The organism is Mycobacterium sp. NGS34 (assembly GCF_059812845.1).
On record NZ_JCALDM010000015.1, the window covers coordinates 21,880 to 45,044 of the forward strand.

Annotated in this window: 17 protein-coding genes; 10 read left to right on the forward strand and 7 right to left on the reverse strand. The window is 69.3% G+C overall.

The genetic code is table 11. The features are described 5' to 3' along the window. Positions 1-103 precede the first annotated feature (103 nt). Positions 104-1,852: a DUF3556 domain-containing protein gene (locus tag AC5Y7V_RS26175; RefSeq protein ID WP_499882960.1), complete on the reverse strand. Its 1,749-nt coding sequence runs from the start codon at positions 1,850-1,852 to the stop codon at positions 104-106. 110 nt (positions 1,853-1,962) lie between these two features. Here AC5Y7V_RS26175 and AC5Y7V_RS26180 point away from each other — a divergent pair, with 110 nt between their 5' ends. After that, the gene (locus AC5Y7V_RS26180) at positions 1,963-2,178 is read left to right on the forward strand and encodes a hypothetical protein (protein ID WP_499882961.1); all 216 of its coding nucleotides are present in this window, start codon (positions 1,963-1,965) and stop codon (positions 2,176-2,178) included. Between the two features lie 8 nt (positions 2,179-2,186). Here the strand turns inward: AC5Y7V_RS26180 and prpD are convergent, their stop codons facing one another. Next, positions 2,187-3,686 (reverse strand): 2-methylcitrate dehydratase PrpD, encoded by a 1,500-nt coding sequence (gene prpD, locus AC5Y7V_RS26185; protein ID WP_499882962.1) that lies wholly within the window; start codon positions 3,684-3,686, stop codon positions 2,187-2,189. 89 nt (positions 3,687-3,775) lie between these two features. Between prpD and AC5Y7V_RS26190 the strand changes: the two genes are divergently transcribed. The 8 genes from AC5Y7V_RS26190 (at position 3,776) to AC5Y7V_RS26225 (ending at position 14,338) form a co-directional block, all read left to right on the forward strand. Then, positions 3,776-4,006, forward strand: a complete 231-nt coding sequence (locus AC5Y7V_RS26190; protein WP_499882963.1) for a hypothetical protein — start codon at positions 3,776-3,778, stop codon at positions 4,004-4,006. Next, positions 3,990-5,417: an FAD-dependent oxidoreductase gene (locus AC5Y7V_RS26195; protein ID WP_499882964.1), complete on the forward strand. Its 1,428-nt coding sequence runs from the start codon at positions 3,990-3,992 to the stop codon at positions 5,415-5,417. Before AC5Y7V_RS26190 ends, AC5Y7V_RS26195 begins: the two co-directional genes overlap by 17 nt. Then, entirely contained in the window at positions 5,414-5,848 is a 435-nt protein-coding gene (locus AC5Y7V_RS26200) for an ester cyclase (protein ID WP_499882965.1), read from the forward strand. Before AC5Y7V_RS26195 ends, AC5Y7V_RS26200 begins: the two co-directional genes overlap by 4 nt. A 2-nt stretch (positions 5,849-5,850) precedes the next feature. Next, the gene (locus AC5Y7V_RS26205; protein ID WP_499882966.1) at positions 5,851-6,363 is read left to right on the forward strand and encodes a PE family protein; all 513 of its coding nucleotides are present in this window, start codon (positions 5,851-5,853) and stop codon (positions 6,361-6,363) included. Positions 6,364-6,448: 85 nt separating this feature from the next. Continuing rightward, a complete protein-coding gene (locus AC5Y7V_RS26210; protein WP_499882967.1) occupies positions 6,449-9,070 on the forward strand; it encodes a LuxR C-terminal-related transcriptional regulator in 2,622 nt (873 codons plus the stop codon). Positions 9,071-9,091: 21 nt separating this feature from the next. Beyond that, the gene (locus tag AC5Y7V_RS26215) at positions 9,092-11,698 is read left to right on the forward strand and encodes a LuxR C-terminal-related transcriptional regulator (RefSeq protein WP_499882968.1); all 2,607 of its coding nucleotides are present in this window, start codon (positions 9,092-9,094) and stop codon (positions 11,696-11,698) included. Positions 11,699-11,781: 83 nt separating this feature from the next. Then, the gene (locus AC5Y7V_RS26220) at positions 11,782-12,843 is read left to right on the forward strand and encodes a GGDEF domain-containing protein (RefSeq protein WP_499882969.1); all 1,062 of its coding nucleotides are present in this window, start codon (positions 11,782-11,784) and stop codon (positions 12,841-12,843) included. A gap of 124 nt (positions 12,844-12,967) precedes the next feature. Further along, positions 12,968-14,338, forward strand: a complete 1,371-nt coding sequence (locus tag AC5Y7V_RS26225) for a flavin monoamine oxidase family protein (RefSeq protein WP_499882970.1) — start codon at positions 12,968-12,970, stop codon at positions 14,336-14,338. Positions 14,339-14,402: 64 nt separating this feature from the next. Here AC5Y7V_RS26225 and AC5Y7V_RS26230 read toward each other — a convergent pair whose 3' ends face one another. From AC5Y7V_RS26230 to AC5Y7V_RS26250, 5 genes are all read right to left on the reverse strand, one after another. Next, on the reverse strand, positions 14,403-14,687 hold the full coding sequence (locus AC5Y7V_RS26230) for a WXG100 family type VII secretion target (RefSeq protein WP_068108167.1): 285 nt from the start codon (positions 14,685-14,687) through the stop codon (positions 14,403-14,405). 11 nt (positions 14,688-14,698) lie between these two features. After that, positions 14,699-14,995, reverse strand: a complete 297-nt coding sequence (locus AC5Y7V_RS26235; RefSeq protein WP_499882971.1) for a WXG100 family type VII secretion target — start codon at positions 14,993-14,995, stop codon at positions 14,699-14,701. Positions 14,996-15,061: 66 nt separating this feature from the next. Then, positions 15,062-16,174 carry a PPE family protein gene (locus AC5Y7V_RS26240; protein WP_499882972.1) on the reverse strand — a complete coding sequence of 371 codons (1,113 nt, stop codon included), beginning with the start codon at positions 16,172-16,174 and terminating at the stop codon, positions 15,062-15,064. Positions 16,175-16,268: 94 nt separating this feature from the next. Next, positions 16,269-17,918, reverse strand: a complete 1,650-nt coding sequence (locus AC5Y7V_RS26245; RefSeq protein WP_499882973.1) for a PPE family protein — start codon at positions 17,916-17,918, stop codon at positions 16,269-16,271. A 9-nt stretch (positions 17,919-17,927) separates the two neighbouring features. Beyond that, the gene (locus AC5Y7V_RS26250; RefSeq protein ID WP_499882974.1) at positions 17,928-19,475 is read right to left on the reverse strand and encodes a PE domain-containing protein; all 1,548 of its coding nucleotides are present in this window, start codon (positions 19,473-19,475) and stop codon (positions 17,928-17,930) included. Between the two features lie 372 nt (positions 19,476-19,847). Between AC5Y7V_RS26250 and AC5Y7V_RS26255 the strand changes: the two genes are divergently transcribed. Continuing rightward, on the forward strand, positions 19,848-23,078 hold the full coding sequence (locus AC5Y7V_RS26255; protein ID WP_499882975.1) for a LuxR C-terminal-related transcriptional regulator: 3,231 nt from the start codon (positions 19,848-19,850) through the stop codon (positions 23,076-23,078). Positions 23,079-23,165 lie beyond the last annotated feature (87 nt).

A 23,165-nucleotide genomic window follows, 5' to 3' on the forward strand; every position in this document is an offset into this window, starting at 1 on the left:
GGCGCCTCGTCGGACCTTGGATTTTCGCGAGCCTAACCCCACTGCGATTTTCGGATCGAAATTTCGCAGTGGGGTTAGGCTCGGCGTCGCCCGGGCCCGAACGTCACTCTGGCGTGACGTTCGGCGCCTCCTCCGTCAGCACCTGGACCGGCACGTCGTCGGCCCAGGGCTGGCGGGTCACCATGTCGGCGACCCGCACGATGCCGCGCTCGAACTCGCCCGTCGCCGCGTCGACCAGCCGGTAAGCCTGGGTCTGCTTGTGGATCGGCTGCGCGTCGAGCAGCACGATGCGCACCTCGCCCGGCTCGAAGTGGCAGCGCTGCTGCATTGCGGTGATGAGCTGCTCGTTGTGCATGTGGCCGTCGCCGAAGTTCCAGCCGATGGCGGTGCTGCAGATCCGCTCGCCGTCGGTGATGACGTAGTCGTCCTCGTTCTGGCCGGCCATGGCCCGGTGCGCCAGCGTGAACAGGGCCCGGCCGTGGGTGTTGAACCCGCGGAACGCGTACCCCATGTAGATGGGGATCTGCGCCGCTTCCGGGCTGCCGTAGAACCGCTCCAGCTGGGCCTGCGGCATGCTGGCGATCGCCACGATGCCCCGGCCGATCTTGTCGTTGGCCGACGGCTTGATGCACCACAGCGTGGTGTCCCAGTTGCCGGCGTAGTAGCGCATGCCCGGCAGGAACGAGATCTTGCGCGGAAACATGTTGCCCAGCACCACGATTCCCGCGACGACGACGAACAGGATCGCGACCACCACCGGATGCTTCAGGTCGGCCAATCCCAGCCGGGCGTGCGCGACGAACAACGACAGCACACCGAAGATCATGAAGACGTTCCACTCCAGCGGCACCCCCATCGGAATGGACAGCAGGATGCCCAGGTGGAAGCAGACCATGACGATCGCGGCCACCGTCGTCGGCCAGCCGCCGTGGCAGAAGAACAGCGGCAGCGGCACCAACATCTCGATCGCCGTGCTCACGTGCGCCAGGAACCGTGACAGCCGCCCGGGCCGCAGGTCGTCGGGGAACTTCTCGAAGAACTGCCGCTTCAGCCAGCGGGGGCGCACCAGCGGGTTGTTCGACATCATCGTCGAGATCACGAACGGGAAGTGCTTGTTGAGCTTCGACGTCGCCGCGCCCATCCAGATGATCAGGAACACCACCTTGGAGCCGACGATCATGTCGGGCCCGCCGAAGAGGAACGTCACGGCCATGGTCGCGTAGACCTCGCCGCGGGCGGCCAGGAAGATCACCTTGTCGCGCAGGCCCGCCGCCGCGAGGAACAGCAGGATCCACACGATCTCCCACGTCGGCAGCAGCCCCACCTTGGTGCCCAGCTCCGGCACCGGCCCGGTGCCGTCGGAGAACAACGCCCACAGCGTCATCACCAGAAGTGCCGCATACAAAAAGACGTCCACCGGTTTGCGGGTGGTCCCTCGGGTCAGCGGGACGCGGTCCGGCCACGGTGGCAGCCGGATGGTGCCGAACCGCATCCAGTACAGGATCGAGCCCATGGGCGGGAAGAACCGGTTGTTGAGCGGACCGAAGCCGCAGCCCAGCCCGATCACCTCGAACAGCATCGTGTAGAGCACGACCTTTTCGAAGACGATCGGCTCGGACCACCAGTGCGCGACTCCTGTGAACCCGCCGAGTCCCTTGGTGGCCGAGGCGAACAGCCATCCGCCGAGGATGTAGAGCAGGATCTTGACGACGTAGAACAGGTGCAGCGCGATCGGCGTGCCGAAGCCCACCTCGGCCCAGTGCCGGGCCATCGGACGGATCTTCTCGCTGCGGGTCCCCTTGTTCCATTCCTCCATGTTGAGCTGCGGCAGCTCGGGCTTGAGAAATCCCATGGTTTGACAGATTAGAACGCGTTCTAGGCGCGTGGCTTGGGAAGGGGCAAAGAATCCTTTGCCTGGGAGTTAATGCCCGGATACCGTGAAGCCCCTAGGAGAACTCCACCATGAACAGACTTCGATTCCTCGCCGCGGCGCTGATGGCCGCCGCCGCGCCGGTGGCCGTGGGCGTCGCCCGGGCGGATACCCCCGGGCCGGGTGACTCCTGCACGGTGCTGCACGCCACCACCACCGACGCCAACGGCCGCACGATGTGGTGCAACCCCACCATGACCGGCGCGCATTCGTTGGTGTGGCAGTACGGCGGGCCGTCCACGCCCTAACCGCGCTCTCAGCCGAAGATCCCCGGCGGCGTCGCCGGCGCACCGTCCAGCACCCGCTGATCGACCACGATATTCAGCGCATCCACCGACTCGAGCTCGGCCAGGGCGTCGACGGCGGAGAGGAACCGGCGCTGCTCGGCCGGATCGACCACCCCGTCGGCGAGCGCGGCGAACTTGTCCACGTACTGCGGGCGCCCGAACGGCCGGGCGCCCAGCGGATGGGCGTCGGCCACGGCCAGCTCGTCGCAGATCACCTCGCCGCTCATGAGCGTCACCTCGGCTCGGGCCCCGAACGCCTTTTCGGCCGGGTCGGTCGAATGGTAGCGGCGGGTCCAGTCCGGGTCCTCGACGGTGGAGATCTTGCGCCACAGGTCGACGGTGTCGCGCCGGTGGGCCCGTTGCGGGGCGTAGGAGCGTTCGTGGTGCCAGGCGCCGTCCTGCAGCGCGACGGCGAAGATGTAGGGCAGCGAGTGGTCGAGCGTCTCCCGCGACGCGTCGGGGTCGAACTTCTGGGGATCGCCGGATCCCGTGCCGATCACCACGTGGGTGTGGTGGCTGGTGCGCAGGACGATCGCCGCGACCTGGTCGAGGTCGCTGATCCGTGCGCGCAGCCGCCGGGCCAGGTCGATCGGGGCCTGGCTCTGGTACTCCGCCGAGTGCTCCTTGGTGTAGCTGTCCAGGATGGCGCGCTTGGGTTCGCCGGGAGCGGGCAACGGCACGCGGTATTCGCGCTCGGGCCCGCCCAGCAGCCGGGCGATCACCCCGTCCTCGCCCTCCCAGATCGGGGCCGGCGACCGCTCGCCGCGCATCGCCCGGTCGATTGCCTCGATCGCGACCTTTCCGGCGTGCGCCGGCGCGAACGCCTTCCAGCTGGAGATCGCGCCTTTGCGCGATTGGCGGGTGCTGGTGGTCAGGTGCAGAGCCTGCCCGATCGCCTGGTAGATGGTCTCGGTGTCCAGCCGAAGCATGGTGCCGATGCCGGCGGCCACCGAGGGCCCGAGATGGGCGACGTGGTCAATCTTGTGCTCGTGCAGGCAGATTCCGCGGGCCAGGTTGATCTGCACCTCGTACGCGGTGGCCACCCCGCGGATCAGGTCGGCGCCGCGCACGCCGAGCTGCTGCGCCACGGCGACAAGCGGGGGGATGTTGTCGCCCGGATGGGAATACTCGGCGGCCAGAAACGTGTCGTGGAAGTCGAGTTCGCGCACCGCGACGCCGTTGGCCCACGCCGCCCATTCCGCCGAATAGGCGCCCGCGACACCGAAAACGCGCGCCCCCCGCTGGGCGCGATGCGCCAGCGCCTGCCGGCGCGCCACGGTGACGGGCCGCCGCAGCACGGCGGCGGCGCTGACCGCGGCGTTGTCGATGATCCGGTTGGCCACCATCTGCGCCGTTTCCGGTTCGACGGCCACCGGGTCGGCCGCGACCTCCGCGATCTTGGCGGCTAGGTGTTCGGAGCGCGGGAAGTCGTCGGCGCTGCGCCGGGCCCGGACCGTGTGCACCAGCATGATCAATGAGTACGTGACGCCGCAGCCCACGACAAATGGAGTATGGCGCTACTCAATCCCGCCCCGCCGCAGCGTCGGATGCTGATCAGGTGACCGATGAGCTGAGCGAGCGCGAGGCCGCGCTGCGTCGCCTGCCCATGCCGTACTCGCTCGCGCTGCGGCTGCGCGAGGCCGGCGTGGCGCACGAGGTGATCGGCGAGTACGTCGGCGTCGACGCCTCCTCCCTCGACGGCTTCTACCGGATCGCCGAACAGAAACTCACCGCGCTGCAGCAGCAACGCGAAGTCACCGAAAGGATTCGCAATGCCGGTATTGGGTGAGCGCGCGGTGGTGTTAGGGGCGAGCATGGGCGGGCTGCTCGCCGCCAGGGTGCTGGCCGATTTCTTCGAGACCGTCTCGGTATTCGAGCGGGACGAGTTGTCCGACGATCCCGTCAACCGGCGGGGGGTGCCACAGGGCCGGCATGTGCACGCCCTGCTGCCGCGCGGCGCTCGTGTCCTGGACGAGCTCTTTCCCGGGCTGCTCGACGAGCTGCTCGCCGCCGGCGCCCCCGTTTGGGACGACGGGGACCTGTCCAAGGCGTACCTGTCCTACAACGGTCATCGGGTGTTGCCGTCTGGAGTGGTCGCTGGGGATTACACCGAAATGGCGCTGTACATGCCCAGCCGGCCGCTGTTGGAGTGCCACGTCCGGCGGCGCCTGCGGCGGCTGGGCAACGTGACGATCCATGCCGGCCACGACGTGAGCGAACTGACGTCGACCGCGGACCGCAGCCGCATCACCGGGGTGCGCGTGGTGGACCGCGCCGGCGGCGCCCCTCGGGAGATCACGGCGGACCTCGTCATGGACGCGATGGGCCGCGGCGCCCACACGCCGGCTCTGCTCGAGAACCTCGGCTACGGCCGACCGCCCGAGGACCACATCACCATGCACACGACCTACGTCAGCCAACCGCTGCGGATCCCGCCCGGCACGCTGAGGGAAAAGTTGGCCCTCATCAGCCCCGCGCCGGGCCGGCCCACGGGCATGTTCCTGGTCGGCTACGAGCGGGACACGTGGATATTCACGGTCTACGCGCTGGCCGGGCATGAGCCGCCGCGCGACCTCGCCGGGATGTTGTCGTACGCCGAGGGTTACGGCCCGGCGCACCTGCTGGCGGCGGTGCGCGCCGGCGAACCGCTCGGGCCGGTGGTGCAGCATCGGATGCCATCCAGCCAGTGGCGGCGGTACGACAAGATGCGGCGACTGCCCGACGGCCTGCTGGCCATCGGCGACGCGATATGCAGCTTCAATCCGATCTACGGGCAGGGCATGTCGGTGGCGGCGCTGGACGCCGTGGCGCTACGGGATTGCCTGCGGCGCGGCGTTATGGACCTGCCCCGGTGCTACTTTCGCGCCACGGCCAAGACGATTGGTGTGGCGTGGCGGACCGGTGCCACTTCCGACCTGGCATTCCCGGAAGTCCAAGGGCGAAGGACGCCGTCGATGCGCATGACGAATCGACTCGTGGAGCGCGTGCTGGCCGCTTCCGAGTCCGATGCCGTGATCGGCACCCAGTTCTTCCGGGTCACCGGGCTGCTGGATCCCCCGACCCGGATGATCCGCCCGTCGTTCCTCTACCGGGTCGCCACCGTCAATCGGCATGACCGGCAACGCTATTCGCGATCCGAACACGCCATTGGCGACCAGCCCGACACCCGATACGCAACCCAGAACGGAGCGGCATCATGACCGCGGTAGACGACATCACCACCCTTCGCCAGCGCCGCGAGGACATCGTCCTGCAGCACGCCGAGGCGGAGAACCGGCACGACGTCGAGGCGACGATCGCCACCTTCCACCGCCCGCGTTACGAGGTGAACGGGCAACTCAGCGATGGCGAGTCCGCCGTTCGAGAATTGCTGCAGGGCTTGATGAATGCCTTTTCGGATCTGCACGTCGAGGTCGGCCGGCTGCGCCATGCCGACGACGCGGTATTCGGCGAGTCGCTCATCACGGGCACCCATGACGGGGAATGGGCGGGCATCCCGGCGACGGGGCGCCGGATAGCGGTTCCGCTCGCCGGCATTTTCGAGTTCGACGGGGACAAGCTGCTATGCGAAAAGGTCTACATGGACTTCGCGGCGGTGCTGACGCAGATCGGCGTGCTTGAAGGAGGATAGCGATGTCGGCGGTAATGGCCCTTCCCGAGGCAATATCCTCGACCGCAACGGATTTGGCAACGATCACTTCGAATCTCAACGCCGCACACCTGATGGCGGCTCCCCCGACGCTGGCGGTGCTACCGGCCGCCGCGGACGAGATCTCGACGGGCGTCGCGCACCTGTTCTCCCGGTACGCCGAGGACTACCAACGGCTGGCCGGGAAGGCGGCGGACTTTCAGGAGCAATTTGCGCAGCACCTAACCGCGGGCGCGGGCGCGTATGCCGGCGCCGAGGCCGCCAACGCCGCGTTGCTGCAGCCGTTCGGCGATATTGCGGGTTCGATCGGCACCGTGGGGAGCCAGCTACTCAATACGGTTGCCACCTTCCGAGGTGCGTTGGTCACCGCATTGACGCCCGTTTTGGCAGTTGTCGCATTCATAGCGATTATCGCGATAATCGTGGCGGCCGTCCTGATCCTGCAGCTACTCAATGGGGCGGGGTTTACCTATCTTCTCGGTTTGATCGGTTTGTGACACTGCGGGCGCCTCTCTTCACCAGTTTTAAAGCGAATGGTTGAAATTTGCCGCGGCCATGCCCGGTGGTTCCTATGCTGTCCCGATGCGTTTGTCGTGGCCCCTGACTGGGCGCGCGGAGGAGCTGCGGAGCATCGGGTCCGCGATTGCGGATCCCGACTCGGCAGGCATCCTCGTGTGCGGCGTTGCGGGCGTCGGCAAGAGCCGACTCGCCCGGGAGGCGCTTGCGGTGGCCACCTCGCAAGGCTGCGTCGTCCGTTGGGTGGTAGGCACCACCGCGGGCCGACTACTGCCATTCGGCGCGCTCTCGTCGTGGACTGCGCCGGCCGGCGTCGACAGCCTGCAACTGGTCCGCGCGGTGATCGAGGAGCTCACCGCGTCCCCGGACGGCGCTCCGGTAGTCGTCGGTGTCGACGACGCGCATCTCCTCGACGACCTATCGGTATTCGCGCTGCAGCAAATCGTCCAGCGGGCCGCGGCGAAGCTCGTCCTCACGACACGCAGCGGTGAACCGATCCCATCCGCGACGCAGGAGCTGTGGGCGGGAAGCGCGTTCGACCGGCTCGACGTCCAGCCGTTGTCCGGGGACGAGACGACGGCGCTGGTGTCGACCGCCCTCGGCGGCCGGCTGGATCGGAATGCGGCCGAATGGCTGTGGACGCTGACCCGCGGCAACCCGTTGTATGTGCGCAACATCGTCGAGCGGGAATTCACCGACGGCCGCCTGGTGGCCGAGCACGGTTGCTGGCGCTGGACCGGCGAACCGGTTCTACCGCCGAGCCTGCTCGAGTTGATCGACTCCCGGATCGGCGCCGTGCCGCCCGCGGTCGGCGACGTCGTCGACCTCCTCGCGGTCGGTGAACCCATCGAGCTGGAGTCACTCACGCGGATCACGGATGCCGCGGCGGTCGAAGAGGCCGACCTCCGCAGCCTCGTCACCCTGGAGACCGCGGAAGATCAGACGCAGGTGCGGCTGGCCCATCCCCTCTACGCCGAGGTGCGCAGGCAACGCGCCGCGCCGACGAGGCTTCGTCGCCTGCGCGGGCTCGTCGCCGCCGAACTCGCGTCATCCGACCGGCGCGATGACATGCGGACCGTGGTGCGGCGGGCGGCATTGAGCCTGGACTCCGACCTGCCGCTCGATCCCGAGCTGCTCCTGCGCGCCGCGCAGGGCGCCGTCTGGCTGGCCGACCTTCCCCTGGCGGACCGGCTGGCGGAAGCCGCGATCCGTGCCGGCGCCGGCGCGGAAGCGAACTTTGTTCGGGCGCATGCACTTTCATGGCTCAGCCGCGGCCAGGAGGCGGACGATGCCCTTGCCGACATACCTGCGGCCCAGCTCGACGAAGCCAACGAGGCCCGCCGCGCCTGCCTGCGCGCCGTCAACATGTTGTGGTCACTGGCGGACGGCCGCGGTGCCAAACAGCACATCGACGACGCCGTGGCAAAAACATCGCCGCGCGCCCGGGGCAGTCTGCACGCGGCCCGCGCCATGTACTGGGCGGCGATGGGGCAACCGGACGCGGCAATGGCATCGGCGCGGGAACTCGACGTCGATCTCCTACACGCGATCGTCGACACGGTGGCAAGTTGGGGGATTGTCGTCGCCGCGGGCGACGCCGGTCGCGTCTCCGACGCGGTGGCGGCCGCCGAGCGCGCGTACAGCATCGCGGTCCGCTCGTTCGACGCCGCCCACATGCGGTTCGTGCTCGCCGACGCCCACCTGGGAGCGCTCCTGCTGGGCGGTCGGATAGGCGACGCGATCTGCCTGGCCGAACGCCTGCGGCAGGAGGCCGCCACCCTGCCCGGCGCCGCATCGCTGGTCAGCACCGCGCTGGCGGGCCGCGCCGCCGCCGGCGCCGGTCGCCTCGACGAGGCCGCCGCGCTGTTGCAGCCGGCCGTCGACGTCTTAGTCGCCACCGGCGAGCGCAACGGCTTCGCCTACCGGTATAGGTTGCCGATCGTCACCGCGCTGGCCGTACAAGGGCTCGGCGACGAGTCCGCCGCCGCGCTCGCCGCGCTCGAGCGCCACCGCCATCCCAGCTGGCTCTACCTGGACTACGAGCACGGCATCGCCAGGGCCTGGGTCGCCGCGTGCCAGGGCGCGGTCAGCGAAGCGATCGGCATCGCGGGATCGGCGGCCGAAACCGCCTGTGTCAATGGACAATTCGCTGCCGAAGTGATGTGCCTGCAGACCGCCACCCAGTTCGGTGACACCACGCGCGCGCCGCGACTGCGCGAGCTGGAGACGATCGTGGAGGGCCCGCGCGTTGGCGTCGCGGCGCGGTTCGCGACGGCCCTGCAGGCTGGCGACGGCGCCGAGTTGGCCTCGGTGTCGGAGCAATTCGAGGAGATCGGGGACATGGTCGCCGCGGTCGACGCGGCCGCGCACGCGGCCATCGCCTATCGCCGCGGCGACCTGCGGGGCTCGGCGTTGAAGTGCTCGGCCCGAGCGGACGCGCTGGCCGAAAGGTGCGGCGGCGCGCGCACTCCGGCGCTGCGCCGAGCCAGTGAGCGGCTGCCGCTCACCGATCGCGAGCGCGAGATCGTCATGCTGCTCGGACAGGGGTTGTCCGGCCGCGCGGTTTCCGAGCGGTTGACGTTGTCCCTTCGTACCGTCGAGGGCCATATCTACCGGGCCATGGCCAAAACCGGGGTGACGAGCCGCGACGAACTCGCGGAGCTGTTGCGCCAAGATCGATCGAGTTGACGGTTGCGCTTATCGTGGCCGTTGACCGGCCGATCGCAGGAAATGGCGGTGATCGACGCCGCCATCGCCGAGCCGGCGACGCCCGGGATCGTCGTCTCCGGCGCGGCCGGCGTCGGAAAGAGTCGCGTTGCGCGCGAAGCGCTCTCGGCCGCGGCCTCGCGAGGGTGGGAAACCCGCTGGGCCGGGGGCACCGCGTCGGCGCAGTCGCTGCCACTGGGGCCGTTCGCCGCCTGGATGAGCTCGCCGCCACCCGAAGGCAGCCAGTTGGTTCACCTCGTCCGCGACGTGATCGAGTCGGTGACCGCCGCTCCTCCGCACATCCCGGTTGCCGTCGCCGTCGACGACGCGCATCTGCTCGACGACCTGTCGGCCTTCGTCCTGCATCAGATCGTCCAGCGGCAAGCGGCCACGGTGGTGTTGACGATCCGCAGCGGCGAGCCCGTACCCGCCGCGGTACAGGACGTGTGGCGCGGCGCACAGTTCGAACGCCTTGACTTGCAGCCCCTTTCGGCGGATGAAACGACAACGCTGTTGTCGGCGGCGCTGGAGGGCCCGGTGGATCCGGACGCCGTCCAGCGCTTGTGGAAGCTCACGCGCGGCAATGCGCTGTACCTCCGCAACATCGTCGAGCAGGAGGTGTCTGACGGGCGGCTGGCGCAACGGCACGGCCATTGGAGGTGGAGCGGCGATCCGATCGTGCCGCCCAGCCTGGCCGAACTGATCGAGTCGCGGATAGGAATGCTGCCCGATGCGGTCGGCGACGTCGTGGACGCGCTCGCGGTCGGGGAGCCGATCGAACTGGCATCGCTGGAGCGGATCGTCGACCCGGCCGCGATCGAAGACGCCGACGTGCGTGGCTTGATCACCCTGGGCAAAGTCGACGGCCGCCTCGAAGTTCGGCTCGCGCATCCCCTTTATGGCGAGCTGCGCCGGAAGCGGGTCCCGTCGACCAGGCTGCGCAGGTTGCGCGGCCGGGTCGCCGCGCAGCTCGCCGAGTCCGAGGAGCGCGACGAGGTTCGAACCCTGGTGCGGCGAGCGGTGTTAACCGCTGAGTCCGATCGCAGCCCAGACCCGGACTTGCTCGTCAGGGCCGCCGAGGGGGCCATGTTCCTGGCGGACGCCCCCCTGGCCGACCGGCTCGCGGCCGAGGCCATTCGGGCGGGCGCGGGCGTGCAGGCGTACAACATTCGTTCCTTCGCGCTGGCATGGCAGGGCCGTGGCGAGGAGGCCGACGCGATGGTCGCCGCGACGCCAACCGAGGGTCTGACCGAGGCCGACCGGGTGTTCCTGCTCGGCAACCGCGGGTTCAACAAGCTGTGGGGGCTCGCCGATCCCGATGGGGCGAAGGAGCTTCTCGACGAAGCCGCGCGCGTCGCGACGACCTCCACCCGTAGCTGGAGCGCCGCCTACCTGGCCGTCTACTGGGCATCGATGGGCCAGCCGGAAAGGGCACGGGATTCCGGCGAAGGCGTCGATCTGGAGCGGCTGCCCGGGGTCATCAGCTCGGCGGCGGCGTGGGCGCTGGTCGTGGCCAACGGGGATGCGGGGCGCGCCGCCGAGGCCGACCGCACCGCAGCAATCGGTTATGCATGCGCGCAGCGCAGCGGCGTCGCCGCCCACATGAGACTCCTCATCGTGGACCGCCATGTCGGCGCGCTGCTGCAGTGCGGCCGGATGGGCGAGGCGAATTCGTTGGCCCAGCGCGCGCGTGCGGAGACAGTGGACGTCCCCGGCGTCGCTCGGCTGATCAGCACCGCGATCGCGGGGCGGGTCGCGCTCGGCTCGGGCCGCTTAGACCAAGCCAGGACACTCTTGACGACCGTCGTGGAGTTCTTCGCCGGCGATTCCAACGGTTTTCGGTACCGATACCTGGTTCCGCTCACCACGGCGCTGGCGATGTCCGGCTCGACCGCCGACGCGGTGGCCGCGCTCAACGCTGTCGAAGCGGAACACCATCGCAGCTATGGATTCGTCGAATACGAGCGCCAATTGGCACACGCCTGGGTGGCCGCGTGCCAGGGGGCGATCAGCGAAGCGATCGACATCGCGGGGTCGGCGGCCGAAACTGCCTGTGCCAATAAACAATTCGCCGCCGAAGTGATGTGCCTACAGACCGCCACCCAGTTCGGTGACACCACGCGCGCGCCGCGACTGCGCGAGCTGGACACCATCGTGGAGGGACCGCGCGCCGGCATCGCGGCGCGGTTCGCGACGGCCCTGCAGGCTGGCGACGGCGCCGAGTTGGCCTCGGTGTCGGAGCAATTCGAGGAGATCGGGGACATGGTCGCCGCGGTCGACGCGGCCGCGCACGCGGCCATCGCCTATCGCCGCGACGCCTTGCGCGGATCGGCGTTGAAGTGCTCGGCCCGAGCGGACGCGCTGGCCGAAAGGTGCGGCGGCGCCCGCACTCCGGCGCAACGCCATGGCACCGAACGGGTGCCGTTCACGGATCGCGAGCGCGAGATCGTGATGCTGCTCGGACAGGGGTTGTCCGGCCGCGCCGTCGCCGAGCGGCTGACGCTATCCCTCCGTACGGTCGAGGGCCATATCTATCGGGCCATGGCCAAAACGGGCGTGACCAGCCGCGACGAGCTCGCGGCACTGTTGCGCCACGATCGACCGAGTTGACGGGTCGGGATCGCCGTTTCGTTGGATTTGCAACGCCGGGCGCGGTTTGGTGCTGAGCTATCCCCTGAAGGGAGGTGTGCAGCGTGTCCGCGGTCAAGTCGTGGCTGGGCCAGCCCGATCATTTCGACTGGATCACGGCTACCTTGCGCGAGCGCGGACTGCTTCGCGCGGCACAGGTGACCCTGGCCGTCATCTCCTCGGTATCGGCGCTGGTACCGGTGGCCACCATGCTCAGCACGCGTCGCCCGACGGCCGAAGTGGTGCTCGTCGACGCGGGCGCGGCGGTCTTCGTCGTCGCGGTAAGCGTCTACTGGTTGACGCGCTGGCCGACCCGGATCCAATCGGAAGTTTTCGGAGTCATCGCCGCGACATGCATCGCGGGGTGGAGCCTGACCCAACCGACCGCCGCCCTGGCCGCCGTCGGCTGCTGCGCCATGGCCACGAACAGCGGGTACGTCGCGCTGTTCCACAACAACAGATTTCTGGCGTTCAGCGCCACCCTGGCGGGCATCGTCACCGTCGCGACCGCGGTGCACCTGGCGCGTGAGGTCGACGTGGGAACCGGGCTCGCCGCGTTTTGGGTGATCGCGATGCTCAACGTGTCGTTCCCCGTGGCGATGCGCGGGATGTCGCGGGCCATGGGGACTTACGCGGAGCGCGCCGACGAAGACTCGCTGACGGGGCTGTTCAACCGCCGAGCGTTCGCCGCCGCCCTCAGCCGCAGACTCCGCGATCCGCGCGCCGACGACACCCACCTGACCATGACCATGGTCGACCTGGACGCGTTCAAGCGCATCAACGACACCCACGGCCACGCCGCGGGCGATCGCGCGCTGATCGCGGTCGCCGAGGTGCTCGAGCAGCAAGCCGCGCCGACGGCGGTGCTGTGCCGCGCGGGCGGCGAAGAGTTCCTCATCGCCACCATCGGCCCCGCGCAGGACGCCGAGGCGGTCTCGGCGCGGCTGGCCTCCGCCATCGCCGCCCTGCCGCAGGGGCTGACGGCCAGCATCGGTACGGCCACCGCCGAACTGTCCCCGATGGGCACGTCCGACATTCCCGGGCTCATCGAGAAACTCATCGACGTCGCGGACAGCGCGATGTACACCGCCAAACGCCGCGGCGGCAATCAGGCCCATCACCTCTGACCCGTCGCGTCAAGGGATTTGAAGCGCCCGAGAAATCGGGGTGAACACGCTACTACCGGCCTCCCGATCGGTGTAGTTTGCTGCTTTGGGGCGGGCCCGGGCTTGACCAGTGAAGGAGCCAGTCGTGTCGGATGTCGATTACTGCGTGGTCGGGGCCGGGTTCGCGGGTTTGACGGCCGCCCTGCGGCTCAAGCAGGCCGGTCGCTCGGTGGCCTTGCTGGAGGCGCGCGAGCGCGTCGGCGGCCGCACGTTCACGGTCACTCGCGACGACGGCACCTGGATCGACCGCGGTGGCGCCTGGGTCGGACCGGGCCAGGATCGCATCTACGCGATGATGGCCGAGTTCGGCGTGCCGGAATACAAGCAGCACAACGACGGCGACGCGATGATGATCGTCGACGGAAAGAAGCACCGCTACGGCGGCACCATCCCCTGGTCGATGAGCCCGTGGGCGGTCGCCAACCTCGGCGTCGGTTTGCTCTCGATCGAGAACATGTGCAAAGCGGTCCCGCGCGAAACCCCGTGGGAGGCAAAGAACGCGGCCGAGTGGGACCGCATCAGCCTCGGCGAATGGATCGACAAGAACACCATGTCCAAGCAGGCCCGCGAGATGCTGGACATGGCGCTGTCCGGCGTATACACCTCGGCCGGCTCGGAGACGTCGCTGCTGTGGGCGCTGACCCAGATGGGGTCGGGCGGCGGGCCCACCTTCGTCATCTCGGGCAAGGGCGGCGCCCAGGACGCGCGGCCCGTCGGGGGCATGGGCGCCATCTACCGGCAGATCGCCGCCGAACTCGGTGACGCGCTGCACCTTTCGCGCCCCGTCCGACAGATCACGCAGGACGCCGACGGCGTGACCGTCGCCGCGGACGGCCTGGCGGTGCGGGCGCGGCGGGCCATCGTCGCGATCCCGCTTGCCATCGCCAGTTCGATTGTGTACGAGCCGATGCTGCCGGTGGACCGGGCACTGCTGCACCAGCGCATGCCAAGTGGTGCCGTCCTCAAGATATCGATCATCTACGACGAGCCGTTCTGGCGCGCGGACGGATTGTGCGGCCAGTCGGCCGCGCCCGGGTCCCTGGCCACACTCACCATCGACGCCTGCACGGACACCGCGGACCTCGGGATCATGTGCGTCATCACCGAGGGGCCGGCCGCACGCCGGCTGACGAACATGGACGAGGCCGATCGGAAGGCGGCGGTCATCGCCGAACTGGTCGATCGGTTCGGCAGCAAGGCCAAGTCGCCGCTGGAATTCCACGAACAGAACTGGACTACCGAGCGCTACTCCGGTGGCGGCATGATCAGCCACGCCCCGACCGGCGTGCTGACCGAATTCGGTTACACCCTGCGGCAGCCCTGCGGTCGCGTGCACTGGGCCGGCACGGAGAGCTCGGCGATCATGTGCGGGTGGATAGACGGCGCGATCCGCTCGGGTGAGCGGGCGGCCGCCGAGGTGATGGCGACCGAAACCGCCGCCGCCGCAGTCACTTAGCCTCTGACATGACACGGGCGCGGGTCGACACGCCGTTGTGTGCGACCCGCGCCCGGGACGTCGGTCAGGCCCAGCCGGAACCCACCGCCGAATCGGTGCTGGCCATGTTGCTGCCCGCGGACTGAACCTTGGCGCCGTGGGCGTTGGCCTGCTCGTAGATCACCTGGAAGTTGCGGCCCAACTGGGTGATGAATTCCTGGCAGGCCACCGACCCGGCGCCGCCCCAGAAATCGCCCGCCGCCAGCACGTCCCGCACGATCGCCTGGTGCTCGGCCTCCAGCGATGCCGCCTGGGCGCGGATCAGCGCGCCGTGCGAGTCCACGTCGCCGAATTGGTAATTGATCGTCATTGCCGAATCTCCTAGCTGCTCAACGCTTGCTGCGAAGCCTGCTCTTGCTGCTCGTAGTTGTTGGCGTCGCGGACCAGCCCGTCGCGCACGCCGTGCAGCATGCTCACGATGTTGCGGAACGCCTGATTCATCTGTCCCATCGTGTCGTAGGACGTCGCCTGGGCCGCCCCGCTCCAGCCCGCACCCGAAATGCTTTGCGACGACGCCCACATGCGTCGCGCCTCGTCCTCGACCGTCTGCGCATGCACCGAGAAACGGCTCGCCATTTCCCGCATCGCGTACGGATCGGTCATAAACCGACTAGTCATCACTTTGCTCCTTTCATGAAAGTTCTTGTTGCCGAGAACGCTTGGTAGAAGTCGATCACCCCCGCCCTATCCGACCCCGGCCCGCGGCACCACGCTGGGCCGCGACTGCACCACATGCGGGCTGGCCCCGCCCCGACCCAACATCCCGTTAGGCGCGGCGCCGCCCATGCCGCCCATCGGCATCGGCATCATCGGCATGCCGCCCGCCGCGGGGCCGACTCCCCCGGCGCCGCCGGGCATTTCGCCGCCCAGTCCCGACATCGCCGCACTGACCATCCGCGCCGGCGTCGACCCCTGCCAGGTGGGAGGCACCGACATCGACCCCACCAGCCGCGCCTTGCCCAAACCCGCGGCCACGGGAGAACCCAGGCCTCCGCCGCCGAGCGACGTCATCGCCGGAGCGGAGCTGCCGACTAACTTCGGGGCATCAGCCCCCACCGCCGCGGCGTTGGCCAATCCCGCCGTGCCGGCGTTCGCCCCTTGCGCCAGCGACATGATCGGCGACATCAGCATGCTCACGGGCAGCGTCGCGACCTGCGCCAACGACGACAGCGACTGCAGCGGCGCCCCGGAGACCAGGGATTGCAGGACGGCCACCAGGGCCGAAAGAGGATCGGCGGCTCCGCCGCCCTGCGCCGCCGCGGCGGCCAATTCGACCGGCGGCGCCGCGAACGGCGCCAAGGACGACGCCACCGACATCGCCCCGGCGTGGTAGCCGGCCATCGCGGCGACGTCCTGCGCCCACATCTGGCCGTAGTGGAATTCCGTCGCCGCGATCGCCGGGCTGTTCTGGCCGAGAAAGTTGGTCGCCACCAACGCCATCAGCTGCACCCGGTTGGCGGCGACGGCGACGGGGTGCACGGTGGCCGCCTGCGCCGCCTCGAACGCCGTCGCGGCCGCCCGGGCCTGTGCGGCCGCGCCTTCGGCCTGCGCCGCCGATCCGGCCAACCACGCCACGTAGGGCGCCGCCGCGCCCGCCATCGCCTCCGACGCCGGGCCCGTCCACGGGCCGCCGATCAGCGCCGAGACGACCGACTCGAACGACGACGCCGACGAGTGCAGGTCGGCGGCCAGGCCGTCCCAGGCCGCCGCCGCCACGAACAGCGGGCCCGCGCCCGCGCCGGTGAACATTCGCGCCGAATTGATCTCCGGCGGCAACAACGAAAAGTCCGACATCACAATCCAACTATGCGAAGCGGTGGACCGAACAACGTCGGCCAGAACTCGTAGATTCGCGGGGCGCGGGGTCGTAGATCGTCATTCGGGCGCACCCTTAGTGGAAGAACCCGGCCTGGGAGCTGCCGTGGTTGAAGCCGCCGGAGCTGAAGTTGCCCAGGTTTTGGATGCCCGACGAGAGCAGGCCCGCGAGCCCGATGCCGGTGACGTCGGAACCCGCGTTGCCGATGCCGACGGCGAAGACGCCCGAGTTGTTGATGCCCGCGTCGACCCCGCCGCCCGTGTTGTGGAAGCCGGAGTTGAAGCCCGCGCCGGTGTTCATGAAGCCGGAGTTGTCGAAACCCCCGTTGAAGAACCCCGAACTCCCGGCGCCGGTGTTACCGAAACCGGAGCTGGTAATACCGGCCGGAGTGATCGCGCTGAAGAAGCCGGTGTTGAGGTCGCCGGTGTTGAAGGCGCCCGTGTTGGTGTTCCCCCCGTTCGCCCATCCGGTGTTCAACATGCCGGTGTTGAAGTCCCCCGTGTTGTCACCGCCCGCGTTGAAGCTGCCCGTGTTGTCGCCGCCGGAATTTCCGAAGCCGAAGTTGGAGGAGCCCGCGTTGCCGGCACCGAAGTTGAAGGACGCCCCGTTGCCGAAGCCGAAGTTGACTTCGCCGGCATTCCCGAATCCCGTGTTCGTGGCGCCCGCGTTCCAGAATCCGGTGTTGGTGTCGCCCGCGTTGCCGAAGCCGAAATTGCCGGTGCCCGAGTTGAAGAAGCCCACGTTGCCGGTGCCCGAGTTGAAGAAGCCGACGTTGCCGGTCCCCGAGTTGCCGAAGCCGAGGTTGCCGCTGCCGGAATTCAGTGCGCCGAAGCCGACCTGGTTGTCACCCGTCAGCCCGAAGCCGATGTCGTTGCTGCCGGTGTTGCCGAAGCCGAAGTCATGGCTGCCCGTGTTGCCGAAGCCGACGTCGTTGCTGCCGCGGTTCCCGGAGCCCATGTTGAAGCTGCCGAGATTTCCGGAGCCGACGTTTCCGCCGCCGAGGTTTCCGCTGCCGACGTTTCCGGCGCCGCTATTGCCGTTGCCGAAGTTGTTGTTGCCGGCGTTGCCGCTGCCCACGTTTCCGCTGCCGAGGTTTCCCATGCCCACGTTGGTGTTGCCGACGTTGCCCGCGCCCACGTTGGCGTTGCCGACGTTGCCGCCGCCCAGGTTGAGGTTGCCGATGTTGCCCAGGCCCAGATTGATACCCGGCAGGGCGGCGGCCTGCGTGAGCTGGGCTGCCACCGCCGACGCCCCGCCGTGATAGCCCACCATCGCCGACACGTCGGCCGCCCACATCGCCTCGTACTGCGCCTCGGCCGCCGCGATCGCCGGAGCGTTGAGCCCCAACAAGTTTGAGCGCACCAACGACACCACCTGCTGCCGATTGGCCGCCACAACCGCCGGATGGACCGTCGCCGACACCGCCGCCTCAAACGCCGACGCCGCCGCCCGCGCCTGCCCGGCCGCCTCCTGCGCCCGGGCCGCCGCCGCCGACAACCACCCCGCATACGGCGCCGCCGCATCCGCCATCGCCACCGCGGCCGGACCCTGCCACACCGCCTCCGCCAACCCCGCCGTCACCGACCCGAAAGATGAAGCCGCCGAACCCAACTCGCCCGCCAACCCCTCCCACGCCGCCGCCGCCGCCAACGTCGACCCCGGCCCCGCACCGCTCAAGTACAAATGCGCCGAATTGATCTCCGGCGGCAATACCAAAAAGTTCATCAGATGTCCTTAGTTGAAGAAGCCCGACTGCGCGTCGCGCTTGTTGAAGAAGCCCGAGTCGCTGTTGCCGGAATTGCCGATGCCGGAGTTGAAGACGTTCGAGTTGCCGATGCCGATGTTGTCGAAACCGGTGTTTCCGATGCCGGCCAGGAAACTGCCCGAGTTGTCGATGCCGACGTTGTTGCCGTTGCCCGAGTTGCCGAAGCCCGATTCGAAGGCCAGGCCCCTGTTCTGGAAGCCGGACGTGTCGCCGCCCGAGTTGAAGAAGCCGGAGCTGTCCAGGCCGGTGGTGCCGAAGCCCGAGTTCTTCACCCCGGCCGGGGTGATCGCGCTGCCGAAGCCGGTGTTCAGGTTGCCCGAGTCGAAGCCGCCGGTGTTGCTCGCGCCCGAGTTTCCCCACCCGGTGTTGATGTTGCCCGCGTTGAAGTCGCCGGTGTTGAGCGAGCCGGCGTTCCCGTTGCCCGTGTTCTGGAAGCCGGAATCGCCCATCCCGAAGTTCTGGGAGCCGCCGTTGAACATCCCCATGTTGTTGGAGCCGCCGTTGCCCGCACCGAAGTTGCTGAATCCGCTGTTCAGGAAGCCGGTATTGCCCAGGCCGGAGTTGGCGAACCCGGTGTTGAGGCTGCCCGAGTTCTCGAAGCCGAAGCTGTGGTTGCCGGAGTTGAAGATGCCGACGTTTCCGGTGCCCGAGTTGAAGAAGCCGATGTTCCCCGTGCCCGAGTTGCCGAAGCCCAGGTTGCCGCTGCCGGAATTCAGTGCGCCGAAACCGATCTGGTTGTCGCCCGTCAATCCGAAGCCGATGTCGTTGTTGCCGGTGTTGCCGAAGCCGATGTTGTGGTTACCGGTGTTGGCGGCGCCGACGTTGTTGCTGCCACGGTTCCCGAAGCCCATGTTCGAGTCGCCGCGGTTCCCGCTGCCGATGTTTCCGGCGCCCAGGTTCCCGTTGCCCATGTTGGTGTTGCCGAGGTTTCCGGCGCCGAGGTTGCCGACGCCGTTGTTCCCGAAGCCGGTGTTGTTGTTGCCGGCGTTCCCGCTGCCCAGGTTTTGGCTGCCCCGGTTGCCGTCACCGATGTTGCCGATGCCGCTGTTTCCATTGCCGACGTTGCCGTTGCCGATGTTGCCGCTGCCCAGGTTCTGGTTACCGCTGTTGCCGCTGCCCAGGTTCTGGTTGCCGTGGTTGCCGCCGCCCACATTGCCGGCGCCGACGTTGCCGATGCCCAAGTTGGCCAGGACGTTCTGCGCCGCCGCCTGCGCGGGCGCCCCGATCATCGACGCGTTGGCCGCCTCGGCTTCGGCGTAGAGCGCCCCGCCCGCGCTCATCGCCTGTACGAACTGCTGATGAAAGCTTGCCGCCTGCGCGCTCAGCGCCTGATACAGCTCGGCATGCCCGGAAAACAGGGCCGCCACCGCCGCCGAGATTTCGTCGGCGCCGGCCGCCGCCACCGCGGAGGTCGGAGCCGCCGCCGCCGCGTTTGCCGCGCTCAACGCCGAGCGGATGCCCTCCAGATCCGCCGATGCGGCCGCCAGCATCTCCGGGGCCGCTACCAAGTACGACATTGCCGTCCCTCCCGCTCGCTTGCCGTCGGGCGAAGGGTGAAAACGCAGCGAATCGCGATCCCGGCCCCCGACGTGTGTTGGAAACGAGTCAAATATGCGGGGGATTGCGTCGAACTAACGTCGGTCTAATCGCGTAGATACAGAACATGAGGGGTCGTAAATGCGGCGAGGCCCGGGGTCGTAGGACCGCCCACGGCAAAGCGGCAGCCCGTGTGCGCGGGCCGGCCGTGTCAGGCACCGCCGCCGCGATGACCTCCATAGTTTTCGGTGGGTGTCGGACCCTTGAAATACGCGGTGGGTGGCATGAGCGAAACTGATGTGCGCGGGGGCATACGGTCATGGAACAGGAGTGACCCTGGCGTCAGGGAGTTTATGCCCACAGGGACGGTGACCTTGCTTGTCGCCGATTTCGAGGGCTCCGAGCGACTGTGGCAGTCCCGGCCGGAGCAAATGACGGCCGCGCTCGCGCGGCTGGATCGCGCCGCCGCGCAGCTCGTCCCCGCCCACGACGGCGTGCTGGCGATCGCGCCGGGCGCCGGCGACAGCTTCATGGCCGCTTTCGCGCACGCGACCGACGCGGTGGCGTGTGCTCTGGAGTTGCAGCGCGCGCCGCTGGCGCCGATTCGGCTGCGGGTCGGCGTGCACACGGGCGAGGTCCAGCTGGACGACGCCGGCGACTACATCGGGGCGACGCCCGAGCGGGCGGCGCGCCTGCGCGAGCTGGCCCACGGCGGCCAGATCCTGCTCTCGGGCATCTCCCGCGACCTGGTCGTCGACCAGCTGCCGGCCGACGCCTGGCTGACCGATCTCGGTACGCATCAGCTCGGCGACCTGCCGCGCCCCGAGCGGGTGGCGCAGCTGTGCCACTCGGACCTGGACGTCGAATTCCCGCCGCTGCGCACCACCGGCAGCGTCGTTCCGCACGGCCTCCCGGTGCAGCTGACCCGGTTCGTGGGTCGAGTGACCCTGACCAACGACGTCGCCAAGGCGCTGTCGGAGAACCGGCTGGTGACCCTGGCCGGCGCGGGCGGCGTCGGCAAGACCCGCCTGGCGGTTCAGGTCGCGGCGCAGGCGGCGGCCGAATTCGACGGCAACGTGTGGTTTGTCGATCTGACGGCGGTCACCGACCCTGAGGTGGTGGCGGTCGCGGCGCTGCGGGCGCTCGGCCTGCCGGACCAGCCGGGCCGCTCGGCGGCGGACACGCTGGTGCGGTTCCTCGGCGATCGCCAGGTGTTGCTGGTGCTGGACAACTGCGAGCACCTGGTCGACGCGTGCGCCGACCTGGCGGTGGCGCTGCTGGGGGCCTGCCCGCAGCTGACGATCCTGGCCACCAGCCGCGAGCCGATCGGGGTCGCCGGCGAGGTGACGTGGCGGGTGCCGTCGCTGTCGCTCGCCGACGAGGCGATCGAACTGTTCGTCGACCGTGCGCGCCTGGCCCGGCCCGACTTCGGCATCGCCGTCGACGACACCGCCGCGGTGCGGGAGATCTGCGACCGCCTGGACGGGCTGCCGCTGGGGATCGAGCTGGCGGCGGCGCGGGTGCGGATGATGTCGCTGACCGAGATCCTCGACGGGCTGCGCAACCGCTTCCGGCTGGTCACCGGCGTCCGTCCCGGAACCCGTCGCAAACGGACGCTGGGTGAATCGGTCGACTGGTCCCACGAGCTGCTGAGCGAGCCCGAGCGCATCCTGTTTCGCCGGCTGGCGGTGTTCCGGGCCGGGTTCGACCTGGACGCCGCGCGGGTCATCGGCGACGGCGACCCCGCGCAGCAACTCCACATTTTCGATCGGCTCGCCCAGTTGGTGGACAAGTCGCTTGTCGTGGCGGAAAACGCGAGTGACCGGACGCGCTTCCGGCTGCTCGACACGGTGCGCCACTACGCGCTGGCCAAGCTGCTCGAATCCGGTGAATCCGACGAGGTGCACGCGCGCCACCGCGATTACTACGCGGCGCTGGCGGCCCTGCTGGACAGCCCCGCGGACCCCGACCATCAGCGGCGCATCGAACAGGTCGAGACCGAGATCGACAACCTGCGGGCGGCGTTCGAGTGGAGCCGCCGAACCGGCGACATCGAACGGGCGCTGGAGCTGACGTCGTCGCTGCAACCGCTGTGGCAGACCCGGGGCCGCATCCAGGAGGGGCTGGCGTGGTTCGACGCCACCCTCCCCGAGGACAGCGCGGGGATCTCGGCGGTGGTGCGCGGGCGCGCCCTGGCGGACAAGGCGGCGCTGGACGCGTCGCGCAGCATCGGGGACAACCTCGAGCAGGCCCAACAGGCCGTGGCGATCGCACGCGAGATCGACGATCCCGCGCTGCTGGCGCGGGCACTCACCGCCTGTGGGGCGATCGCTTCCTACAGCGCCGACGCGGCCCGGCCGTACCTGGCCGAGGCCATCGGCATCGCGCGCGCGCTGGGCGACCAGTGGCGGCTGACCCAAATCCTGACCTGGCAGGCGAACGGCGCGTTCTACGCGGGGGATCCCCTCGCCGCGGAGGCGACGTCCCGCGAAGGCTGCGAGCTCGCCGCCTCGCTCGGCGACCGGTTCCATGCGCGCTCGTGCCATTGGACCCTCGGTCTGGCGCACATGATGAAGGGCGAGTTGGGCGAGGCCGTCGAGCAGTTCGGCGCGGTGACCGCCGATGCCGACGCGGCGCACGACGTCCTGTTCCGGTGGGGCGCGCGGCTGAGCCTCAGCCTCGTGCTGTCGTTCCAGGGCCGGGTTGAGGCGGCCGCCGCCGCGGCTTCCGCGTCGCTGGAGGCGGCGTCCGACTTGTGGCCGTACAACGAGGGATTCAGCTACGCGGTGCTGGCCACCGCGGCGCTGGCCGCCGGCGATGTCGACGCCGCCGCCGCGGCCACCGAGGCGGCGCAGCAGCGGGTGACGGTGGAGGGCGAGCTGGGAGCGGCGATCGCCAACCCGATCGTCGAGGTCGCCCTGGCGCGCGGCGATCTGATCGAGGCCGGACGCTGGGCCGATCACCAGGTCGCGTCGTCGGCGGGCTGGCACCTGGCCCGGGCGCTGACCAGGCGCGCGCGCGTCGCGATCGCCAAGGGCGAGCCGGATCAGGCGGAGCGCGACGCCCACAAGGCGCTCGGCTGCGCGGCGGAGTGCGGGGCGCACCTGGCCGTCCCCGACATCCTCGAATGTCTCGGCCAGCTGGCCGCCGACGGCATGAGCCATCGCGACGCGGCGCGGCTCATGGGGGCCGCGGACACGATCCGGCGGCAGCTCGCCGCGGTCCGGTTCCGCGTCTACGACGCGGACCACGCGCGCACGCTCGCGGCGCTGCGCGACGCCATGGGCGAGCAGGACTTCGACGGCGCGTGGGCGGAGGGCGCCGGGCTCTCGCTCGACGAGGCCGTGGCCTACGCGCGCCGCGGCCGCGGGGAGCGCAAGCGCCCGACCAGCGGCTGGGCCTCCCTGACCCCGACCGAACGCGACGTCGCGCGGCTGGTCGCTGACGGGCTGGCCAACAACGAGATCGCCGCGCGGCTCTTCATCTCCCGGCGCACGGTGCAAACCCATCTCACGCACGTGTACGCCAAGCTGGGCATCAACTCTCGCGTGCAGCTCGCCCAGGAAGTGGCCGGCCGAGGCTGAGCGCCGCACGGCATAGCCAAATATGCCTAAGCACCGCTGACGGGCAGATCTACGACCCCCTACCGCGCGCTATTTACGAGCTTTGAC